Annotated in this window: 8 protein-coding genes; 5 read left to right on the top strand and 3 right to left on the bottom strand. The window is 75.4% G+C overall.

The genetic code is table 11. The features are described 5' to 3' along the window. Positions 1–7: 7 nt before the first annotated feature. Both AB0K51_RS24365 and AB0K51_RS24370 read right to left on the bottom strand, forming a co-directional pair. Positions 8–679 (bottom strand): lysophospholipid acyltransferase family protein, encoded by a 672-nt coding sequence (locus tag AB0K51_RS24365; RefSeq protein ID WP_363458956.1) that lies wholly within the window; start codon positions 677–679, stop codon positions 8–10. A 140-nt stretch (positions 680–819) separates the two neighbouring features. After that, on the bottom strand, positions 820–3,000 hold the full coding sequence (locus AB0K51_RS24370) for a CDP-glycerol glycerophosphotransferase family protein (RefSeq protein ID WP_363458958.1): 2,181 nt from the start codon (positions 2,998–3,000) through the stop codon (positions 820–822). Between the two features lie 572 nt (positions 3,001–3,572). Between AB0K51_RS24370 and AB0K51_RS24375 the strand changes: the two genes are divergently transcribed. The 5 genes from AB0K51_RS24375 (at position 3,573) to AB0K51_RS24395 (ending at position 6,924) form a co-directional block, all read left to right on the top strand. Then, positions 3,573–4,448: a hypothetical protein gene (locus AB0K51_RS24375; RefSeq protein WP_363458960.1), complete on the top strand. Its 876-nt coding sequence runs from the start codon at positions 3,573–3,575 to the stop codon at positions 4,446–4,448. Positions 4,449–4,745: 297 nt separating this feature from the next. Beyond that, positions 4,746–5,015: a hypothetical protein gene (locus AB0K51_RS24380; RefSeq protein WP_363458962.1), complete on the top strand. Its 270-nt coding sequence runs from the start codon at positions 4,746–4,748 to the stop codon at positions 5,013–5,015. A gap of 265 nt (positions 5,016–5,280) precedes the next feature. Continuing rightward, positions 5,281–5,703, top strand: coding sequence for a secondary thiamine-phosphate synthase enzyme YjbQ (locus AB0K51_RS24385; RefSeq protein ID WP_363458963.1), 423 nt, complete (start codon positions 5,281–5,283; stop codon positions 5,701–5,703). 91 nt (positions 5,704–5,794) lie between these two features. Then, entirely contained in the window at positions 5,795–6,007 is a 213-nt protein-coding gene (locus tag AB0K51_RS24390; RefSeq protein ID WP_363458965.1) for a hypothetical protein, read from the top strand. Between the two features lie 116 nt (positions 6,008–6,123). Continuing rightward, positions 6,124–6,924 carry an alpha/beta fold hydrolase gene (locus AB0K51_RS24395; protein ID WP_363458966.1) on the top strand — a complete coding sequence of 267 codons (801 nt, stop codon included), beginning with the start codon at positions 6,124–6,126 and terminating at the stop codon, positions 6,922–6,924. Between the two features lie 40 nt (positions 6,925–6,964). Here AB0K51_RS24395 and AB0K51_RS24400 read toward each other — a convergent pair whose 3' ends face one another. Beyond that, positions 6,965–9,307: an SbcC/MukB-like Walker B domain-containing protein gene (locus AB0K51_RS24400; RefSeq protein ID WP_363458968.1), complete on the bottom strand. Its 2,343-nt coding sequence runs from the start codon at positions 9,305–9,307 to the stop codon at positions 6,965–6,967. Between the last annotated feature and the right edge of the window lie 123 nt (positions 9,308–9,430).

A 9,430-nucleotide genomic window follows, 5' to 3' on the forward strand; every position in this document is an offset into this window, starting at 1 on the left:
CGGGCCGTCAGGCGGCCTTCGGGGTCTCGTTGTACGCCTCGGCCAGCTGCTGGCCGGAGAGCTCGTGGATGGCGGCCATCACCTCGTCGGTGACCTGGCGGCGGGCCTTGGCGGAGCGGGCCTGGCCGTGCAGCTCGTCGAAGTACAGCGGCGCGCCGAACTTCACGGTGATCTTCCGCAGCCGGGGGATCCGCTTGCCGACCGGCAGGATGTGCTGCGGGCCGTCCAGGGCGACCGGCACCACCGGCACGCCGGCGGTCAGCGCCAGCCAGGCCACACCGGTCTTGCCGCGGTAGAGGCGGCCGTCCAGCGAACGGGTGCCCTCCGGGTAGATGCCGAACGCGCGGCCGTCCTGGAGGATCTCCAGCGCCTGGTCCAGCGAGGCGGCGGCGGAGCGGTAGGTGCCGCGCTCCACCGGGACGGCGTTGATCACGTGGGTGAAGAACGCCCGGGAGATCGCGCCCTTGAGGCCGGTGCCGGTGAAGTACTCGGCCTTCGCCAGGAAGAACACCTGGCGCGGCGCGGTCAGCGGGATCACCACGCTGTCCACGAAGGACAGGTGGTTGCTGGCCAGGATCACCCCGCCCTTGCGCGGCACGTTCTCCAGGCCCTCGATCACCGGCCGGTACAGCGCCTTGGCGAGCGGCTTGAGGACGAGCTTGGTAAGGGGGTAGATCACGGGCCCTCCCTGGCCGTTCGGAGAACCGCAGACTACGACATCCACCCCGCGCCCCGTCCACCACTCGGACCCCGGGCGCGGCTGCGAGATATGTCACGCCCACCAGGTGGGAATGGTGCGTCCCACCTGGTGGGACGCGGTCACTTGCGGACCGGGAAGATCCGGCTGACCACCCGCTCGGCGGCCCGGCCGTCGTCCCACGGGCAGAACCGCGCGCGGAAGCGCCGGCGGGCCTCCGGCTCCGGGTCGCCCGCCAGCAAGGCCTCGACCAGCGCGTCCTGCTCGGCGGCCACCGCGCCCGGCGGCTCCTTCATCAGGTCGAAGTACACGCCGCGGACCTCCTGGTACTCCTCCCAGTCGGGGGCGTACACCGCGATCGGCCGGTCCAGCACGGCGTAGTCGAACATCATCGACGAGTAGTCGGTGACCAGGGCGTCCGCGGCCAGGTAGAGGTCCTCCACCGACGGGTGGTCGGAGACGTCCAGGACCGTCGCCGAGCCCTGAGGCGTCGTCAGGTCGCCCGCGCCGCCGTCGTGGAAGTAGTGGGTGCGCACCAGGACGGTCCAGCCGGGGCCGAGCCGCTCGGCCAGCGCGGGCAGGTCCAGCAGCGGCAGGTAGCCGCCGCGGGACTCGCGGTGGGTCGGCGCGTACAGCACGGTGCGCTGCCCGTCGGCGATGCCCAGGCCGCGGCGGAGCTCCGCGCACTCCTCGGGCGTGGCCAGCACCAGGCGGTCGTTGCGCGGGTAGCCGGTGTCCAGGATCTGGTAGGTGCCGGGGAAGGCCCGGGCGAAGTGCTTGCTGGTGTGCGGGTTCGGCGAGACCAGGTAGTCCCAGCGCGCCACCGCCTCGCGCAGCCGCTCGAAGTCCATCCCGTCGGCGGCCTCGGGCCGGTGCAGCAGGTCCATGCCCATGGTCTTCAGCGGCGTGCCGTGCTGGGTCTGCACGTGCACCGTGCCGACCCGCTTCGCCATGGTGTGCGGGAAGTTGACGTTGTTGACGAAGTACTTGGCGGTGGCCATCGCCTTCAGGTACGCCGGGGTGTTGACGATCACGTACGGCACGCCCGGCGGCAGCGCGGCGGCCCGCTCGGCGTTCTCCACCACCCACACGCCGCGCACCTGCGGCGCCAGCTCCCGGGCCTTCTGGTAGATCGCGGCCGGGTTGCAGGCGTACCCGCGGTGCCAGTACGCCGCGTACACCGCCAGGTTCTCGTCGATCGGCAGCCGCCGGAAGGCGTTGTACGCCGTGAAGCGGGCGCTGCTGCGGACCGCCTTCCTCACGCCCGGGACCGCGGCCCGGGTGCCGCGCTTGACCGCGCCGGGCAGCCGCCCGCCGCGGCGCAGCTCGGCGTAGGCGAGCCGGGAGCCGCGGGCGGCGAGCCGGTACTGGACGCCGCGCACGCCGGACGGGAAGCGGTAGCCGGCCGGGCGGTGCTTGGCGAAGTGGCCGGTGATCCGGGCGAAGAAGTCGGCGCGCAGGTCGGTCGGGACCAGCCCCGGGGTGTCGTAGATCGTCAGCGCCTGCTTGACGGTGCGGTCGAAGACCATGGTGCGCAGCCGGTTCGCCCGCTCGTCGCGGTCCAGGAAGGCGAAGATCGCGTCGTACTGGGCGAAGGCGTCGGCGTGCTTGGGCGAGGCGGTGGCGGTGATCGCGCCGGGGCGGCCGCGCCGGTAGTGGTAGCAGGGGCGGTCGAGGTAGCGCAGCCGCCCGGCGGCGAGCAGCAGCGGGTAGGTGACCGAGATGTCCTCGTAGTAGCCGCGCCCGAAGTGCACGTCCAGGTCGAGCAGGTACTGGCGGCGCATCACCTTGTTCCACACCGCGAGCACCGCGTTGAACAGCGCGGGGTGCTCGGCGGCGGTGCAGCCCTCGACCAGGGGGGAGCCGGCCAGCACGTGCCGCCAGGGGTTCGGCTCGCTGCCGCCGTCGTGGTAGACGTGGGTGAAGTCGGTCAGCAGGACGTCGGCCGGGACCTCGCGGGCGGTCTCGGCGCGCAGCTCGGTGAGGATCGCGTCCACGGTGCCGTCGGGCAGCCAGTCGTCGCTGTCCACGAACCAGACGTAGGTGCCGCTCGCCTCGGCCAGGCCGGCCGTACGGGCGCCGCCCAGGCCCTGGTTCTCGGTCAGGTGCAGCACCCGCATCCGGGGGTCGGTGGCGGCGTGCGCGTCGAGGAGGGCGCCGCAGCCGTCGGGGGAGAGGTCGTCCACCGCGATCAGCTCGACCTCGCCGGGGGCGGCGCCGTCGGCCCGGAGCGACTCCAGGCACTGCGGAAGGAAACGCTCCACGCCGTGGACGGGCAGGACGATGCTGAGCAGGGGTGGCACGTGCGTTCACTCCGCGAAGGGAAGGGCGACTCCGGCCGGGGGTCCGGGTACCGCACACTCTACCGAGCAGTGTTCGGGGCCCTCCGGGGCGGCCGGTGCCGCGGCCGCCCGGGTGCAGGGCGGGCGGCCGGCGGGCGGCGGCGCGGGGAAAACGCGACCGCCGGTGCCGCGCCGTACCAGCGGCGGCACCGGCAGCCCGGTTTGGCGGTCCGACCGACCCTCAACGATCGACCGCCGGTCCGTCCACCACGTTGGAGTCGGGCCGCCGCAGCGTCGAGACGGCCGGACAGTGACTCTTGGTGGGGTCGGAAGTACAGACAACATAGTCGGATGATCCGTTCATACTCGAACGCATCCGATCAGAGAAGTGCGGGTGTCGCCCGCGTTTCCGTGTCGATACAGATATTGCTTGGAGGTTACGGCCCCGTCAATCCCTCGTCTGTGTTCAATTTCTGAACTCTTGGTGCCGCGGGGGGGCCGGACCCGGATCCGGGCGATCTGCGCAGGCCATTGCCGGTGCGGCGGGCCGCTCCTATATTGACGCCACGTCTCACAACGGGGGTGTGCGAGAAATGGGCCAGCAACCGCCTGGGCGGCCGGTCAGCCCGGTGCTGAAGGCCCTGATGCTCGGACCGCTCGCGGCCGGCGCGGGCTACACCTTCCTGGCGCTGTGGCCCGCCGCCGGGTCCACCGACACCCTGTTCGCCTGGGCGATGTCCCCCGTCACCGCCGTGCTGCTCGGCGCCGGTTACGGCGGCGCCGGCGTGATGCTGCTGCTCGCCGTCCGCGCCGGCAGCTGGGCCGAGGTCCGGGTGGTCACCGCCGCCAGCGCGGTGCTGATGGTGCTGATGCTCGCCGCCACCCTGGCCGACCGGGGCAGCCTGCACCTCGACGGCGGCTCCCTGATCGCCTTCCTCGGCGCCTGGGGCTGGCTCGCCGTGCACCTCGCCGCCCTGCCGATCGGCCTGGTCGCCCTCACCGCCCAGCTCCTCACCCGCGGCCCCGCCCCCGCCCGTGCGCCGCGGCCGCCGTGGTGGGTCGCCGCCCCGATGGTCAGCGGCGGCCTGCTGCTGGCCGGCCTGGGCGCCGTCCTCAGCCTGCGCTCCGCCGCGCTCGCCCCCACCTGGCCGTGGACCGCCCGCCCGATCGACGTCCGCGCCCTCGGCGCCTGGGCCCTCGCCTTCGGCGTCGCGCTGCTGCTCGCCAGCCGCGAGGCCGAGCTGCGCCGGGTCCGCAGCGGCATGGCCGCGCTCGTCCTCACCGGCCTGCTCGGACTGGCCGGCCTGATCCGCTACGGCGCGCACGTCGCCTGGCACCAGCCCGCCGCCTGGGTCGCCGTCCTGGTGCTCACCGCCCTGCTCGGCCTCGGCCTCTGCGGCTACGGCGTCTCCGCGGTACTCGACCCGCCCCGGGACACCGACCCGCCCCGCCCGGTCGAACTGGTGTGAGCCGCCGGCCCGTTCGTGCGCCCGGCGCACCGGCCCCGCCCGGGCGCGCCCGGGCAACGCATCCGGCCGCCGCAGCGCCTGACGGCGAGTCACCCCCATGCTGGGAGAAGACCGTTGGTGTGCCGAAAGTGTGACGGCAACCGATGCGCACTCGTGACCGATCGCACGGTCGTCTGGTGGAGCGTCACTTCCGTTCGCACGATACGGTGGCAGAACACCAGGACGGTTGTGTGAAGGCCGTCATAGCCGGATAGTCTTCGCCTCACGGCCCTGGCGCCTCGTAGGGGTGGGAATCAGATGGATCAGATGCAAGTGCGGACGCGAGCGCGAGTGCCCGCGATCCAGTGCGGCGTCGGCGCGACCGGCCGCCGGATCGAGCGACACCTCGCCGTGCTCGGCGCGCCCGCCCTTCCGGCGGTGGAGACGGCCGAGGCCCTCGGCCTGATAAGAGAACTGACGCCGCGTGGGCCCGGAGCCCCCACGGCGACGCCGCGCCGCATGGCGCGGGTCTCGCTGATGGCCCCGCTGCGCCGCCTCAAGCGCAGCCTGTTCGGCGGCCGCGGCTGAGCCCCCGGCACCGATCGGGCGGCCGGAACCCGGCCGCCCGCGCCACCACCCGACGGACCAGGGGTCCGTCGGGCGTTCGGCGTTGACGCCTGGGCGGCGGCGGATGACCGGGGCCGGGCAGGCCCGGCATACGGCCTTGCGCGGGCCGGTGGGCCTTGCGCGGGCTGGCGTCGGGTGGCGCGGCCTGGCGTGACCCGTGGCGGTCGGGTGGCACTCGCCGGGTGCCCCTTCGGGCGGCGGCCCAAGATCGGCCAGGATGAGGGCCATGGCCGACACCTTCCACACCCAGACCCTCGAGATCACCACGGGCCGCAGCGAACGCGCCCTCGACGTCACCGAACGCTGCCACGCCTTCCTCCGGGAGGTGGCCGACGGCCGCGACGGACTGCTCAACGTCTTCGTCCCGCACGCCACCGCCGGCATCGCCGTCATCGAGACCGGCGCCGGCAGCGACGAGGACCTGCTCGCCGCCCTCCGCGGGCTGCTCCCCGCCGACGACCGCTGGCAGCACCGCCACGGCAGCCCCGGCCACGGCCGCGACCACGTGCTACCGGGCCTGGTCGCCCCGCACGCCACCCTCCCCGTGGTGGGCGGCCGCCTCGCCCTCGGCACCTGGCAGTCCGTCGTCCTGATCGACACCAACGGCGACAACCCCGACCGGCTCCTGCGGCTCTCCTTCCTCGGCTGACGCCCCGTCCGTCGTCCCTCCCGCCGTCCCCGTGCCGCTGCGGGGACTCGCGGAGCACCGGCAGCCGGCGCCCACGCCGTAGGCTGGTCGCATGGCTGTGGACGAACACGAGCACGAGCAGGTGTGCGAGGTCGGATCCGACCCCGAGGAGGCCCGGCGCGGGCTGCAGGACGGCGGGCCGGGCGAGCGGGCCTCCTGCGTGCTGTGCGGCGAGCGGACCGAGTACCCGGCCGGTACCCCCGGCAGCACGCTCTGCCCGGTCTGCACCTGGCAGCAGGCGCAGCGCCAGGCCTGTTCGGGCTGACGGGGCGTCAGCGCCGGGGCGGGACCGGCCGGCACCGGGATGGTTGGACACGGCCGTGCGCGGGCGGTGATGATCGGCCCCGTTGACCGGTCGTCTCTCCCGAAGGGCCTCGCGGCATGTCCGAGTCCGAGCGCACGACCCGCCTGTTCGACCGCCCGCACGCGACGCTCGCCTACCGCACCGCGGGGCGCGGGCCGCTGGCCGTCTACGCGCACGGGGCGTTCTCCAGCCAGGGGCACGAGCGGCGGGCCGACCTGTTCGACTGGTCCGCGCTCACCCGGACCCACCGGCTGGTCGAGTACGACGCCCGCGGCCACGGGGAGTCCACCGGGCGGCCGGTGGAAGCCGACTACGCCTACCCCGCGCTCGCCACCGACCTGCTGGCGCTCTGCGACCACCTCTCGCCCGACCGGCCGGTCGCCGCGCTCGGCTCCTCGATGGGTGCCGCCACCGTCCTGTGGGCCGCCCTCGCCCGGCCCGAACGGTTCTCCCGGCTGGTGCTCGCCACCCCCGCCGTCGCCTGGCAGGCCCGCGCCGCCCGCCGTGACGGGCTGCGGGCCGCCGCCACACTGATCGAACGCCGCGGGAAGGCCGCACTCAGCGCTGCCGCCCGGCTCGCCGGGCCGCCCGCCGTCCTCGCCGAAGTCCCGTCCTTCCCCACCGAGTTCGACGTCCCCGACACGCTGATGCCGGCCATCCTGCGGGCCGCCGCCGGGGCCGACCTCCCCGAACCCGCGGCCCTGCGCGGCCTCGTCCACCCCACCCTGCTCCTCGCCTGGGAGACCGACCCCGTCCACCCGGTCGCCACCGCCGAAGCCCTCGCCGAGCTGCTCCCCGCCGCCGAGCTGCACGTCGCCCGCGACCTCGCCGAGGTCCGCGCCTGGGGCGAACGCGCGGCGGACTTCCTGGCGCGGTAGCGGCGACCGGCCGCCGGGAGCGGTCGGCGGCGGGCGGTGCTCAGGCGTCGGCGCGGGTGGTGTGGTGGACGGTGGAGCCGTGGCGGTGCTTGCGGATCAGGAGTTGGGCGGGGATCCGGGTGCGCAGGTCGGCGACGTGGCTGACGATGCCGACCGCGCGGTCGCGCTCGCGCAGGGAGTCGAGGACGTCCATCACCTCTTCGAGGGCGTTCTCGTCCAGGGTGCCGAAACCCTCGTCGATGAACAGGGTGTCCAACGGCATGCCGCCGGCCTCGTCGGTGACCACGTCGGCCAGGCCCAGGGCGAGGGCGAGGGAGGCGAAGAAGCTCTCGCCGCCGGAGAGGGTGGCGGTGTCGCGTTCGCGCCCGGTCCACGCGTCGACGACGTGCAGGGAGAGGCCGGAGCGGCGGTTGCCGGAGACCAGGCCGTCGCTGTGGACCAGGGTGTAGCGGCCGCCGGACATCTTCAGCAGCCGGTGGCTGGCCGCCGCCGCGACCTGCTCCAGCCGGGCGGCCAGCACGTACGACTCCAGGCGCATCCGCAGGGCGTTCTCGGCGGGCGCGCCGGCCAGCAGCCCGGCCAGGCGGCTGATCCGGGCGTGGGCGTCGAGCACCGGGGCGAAGGTCGCGGCGAGGGAGACCAGGGTGCGGCCGATCCGGGCCAGCGCCTCCACCCGGTCGGCGGCGGACCGGTGCTCCGCGGCGGCCCGGCGCAGTGCCGCGGTGGCGTCCTCCTCGGCGGCCCGGGCCACCGCCGGTGCCGCAGGCGGGAGTCGGCTCGCCGCCAGCAGGTCCGGATCGGCCAGCCGGGCCCGGTTCTGCTCCAGCGCGGTGTCCAGGGCCTGCAACCGCTGGCGGAGCAACTCCCGTTCGGCGGCGGGCAGGTGGGCGGCCTCGACGGCGGCCGGGTCGGCGAAGCCGGCCGACCGGGCGGCCTCGGCGAAGGCCTCGGTGGCCTCCGACAGCCGGGTCGCGGCCTCGGCGGCGGCTCGGGCGGCGGCGAGGGTGTCGGCGACCGCTCCGGTCAGCCGGTCCAGGGCCGCGGCGCGGGCCGCGACCGACGGGGCGTCACCGCGCGCCTCGGCGAGCCGCGCGGCCAGCTCGGCCAGTTCGACCACCACGGTGCCCAGCCGCCCCGCCAGCCCGGCACTGCGCTCGCCCGCCTGGCGCAGCCGATCGGCCCGCGCCGCCCGCTCGCGCTCCAGCCGCTCCACCTGCTGGCCGAGCGGGACGAGCCGCTCCGCGGTCTGCCGGGCGGCCTGCCACCGCTCCGCCAACTCGGCGATCTCGGCCGCGAGTTCGGCGACCGCACGGCCGCCGGAGGCGGCCGCCGCAGCCGCCTCGTCCACCTGCAGGGCCGTCAGTTCGGCCTGGGCCGCATTGAACCGCTGCTCGGCGGCGTGCTGGGCGTCCCGGGCGCGCTGCTCGTCCGCGGCCGTGACCGGGCTGGCGGACGGGCGGGCGGGGGCCGGGTGCTCGGCGGAGCCGCACACCCGGCAGGGCGCACCGTCGGCCAGCTCCTCCGCCAACTCGGCCGCCATCCCGGCCAGGCGGCGCTCCTGGAGGTCCAGGGTGTGGGCGCGGGCGTCCAGGAAGGCCTTGTGCAGATCGGTGGTGCGGGCCTCGGCGGCGGTGCGGGCGGCGTGCAGTCGGCGGTGCTGCTGCGCGGCTTCGTGGCGGAGCGTCAAGTCGGCTCGTTGCGCGTCCAGTTGGGTGAGCAGGGCGTGGGCAGAGCGGGCCTCGTCGAGTTCCGTGTGAAGCTGCTTCAGCCGGTCCTCGTAGTCGACCAGCCAGTCCTCGGACTCCTCGGCCAGCTCCTCGGCGCGGTCGCGCTCCGCGATCAGGTCCGCGCGCTCCCGGGTCAGCCGGCGGTGCCGGTCCTCGTCGGCGCGGGCGGCTTCCAGCCGGCCCGACTCGGCGCGCAAGTGCCGTTCGGCGGCGGCGAGTTCGGCGGGAGCGGCGGACGGGAGCGCCGACAGCGGGGGGAGGACCGCGGGCGGCGGCGCGGTGCGGGCCCGGGGGATGTCGACGGCCGCCGAGTCCGGGCTGTCGGTCGCGGGGGCCGCACTGACGGTCGCCGGGTCCGGGCCGGCCTGCGGAGGCATCGGACTCGCCGGGTCGGTGGCGAGCTGGCCCTGGGTAACCGCGAGTGCGGTGGGTGCGGCGGCGTGGACCGCCGTCAGGACGGGCGCGTCGGCCGTCAGCGCGGCCAACGCCGAGCGGCGGGCGGCCTCCTGGGCGGTGGCGGCGGCGTGGGAGGCGCTCGCGGTGCGGTGCAGAGTGCGCAGCGGGGCGAGGGACTCGGCGGCGAGGGCCGCGGTCAGCCGGGTGCGCTCCGGGGCGAGGGCGTCGTCGGCGGCGCTCAGGCGGACCCGGTCCGCCACGGCGGCGGCGTGGCGCTGCTGGCGGTCTGAACTGGGGGCATGTGGGCGCGGACCACGCGCATCTGGGCGGGGTGTTGGCGCAGGCGTTGGGTGATCTCGCCGGCAGCGGGCCGCTGTCGCGGA

It is taken from the genome of Kitasatospora sp. NPDC049285, from assembly GCF_040678815.1.
In the GTDB taxonomy this organism is placed as follows: domain Bacteria; phylum Actinomycetota; class Actinomycetes; order Streptomycetales; family Streptomycetaceae; genus Kitasatospora.

What these genes read in the sequence shown, in the direction of transcription:
- AB0K51_RS24395 (WP_363458966.1), top strand. Translation starts at nt 6,124, where the DNA reads ATGTCCGAGTCCGAGCGCACGACCCGCCTGTTCGACCGCCCGCACGCG.
- AB0K51_RS24385 (WP_363458963.1), top strand. Translation starts at nt 5,281, where the DNA reads ATGGCCGACACCTTCCACACCCAGACCCTCGAGATCACCACGGGCCGC.
- AB0K51_RS24390 (WP_363458965.1), top strand. Translation starts at nt 5,795, where the DNA reads ATGGCTGTGGACGAACACGAGCACGAGCAGGTGTGCGAGGTCGGATCC.
- AB0K51_RS24380 (WP_363458962.1), top strand. Translation starts at nt 4,746, where the DNA reads ATGGATCAGATGCAAGTGCGGACGCGAGCGCGAGTGCCCGCGATCCAG.
- AB0K51_RS24375 (WP_363458960.1), top strand. Translation starts at nt 3,573, where the DNA reads ATGGGCCAGCAACCGCCTGGGCGGCCGGTCAGCCCGGTGCTGAAGGCC.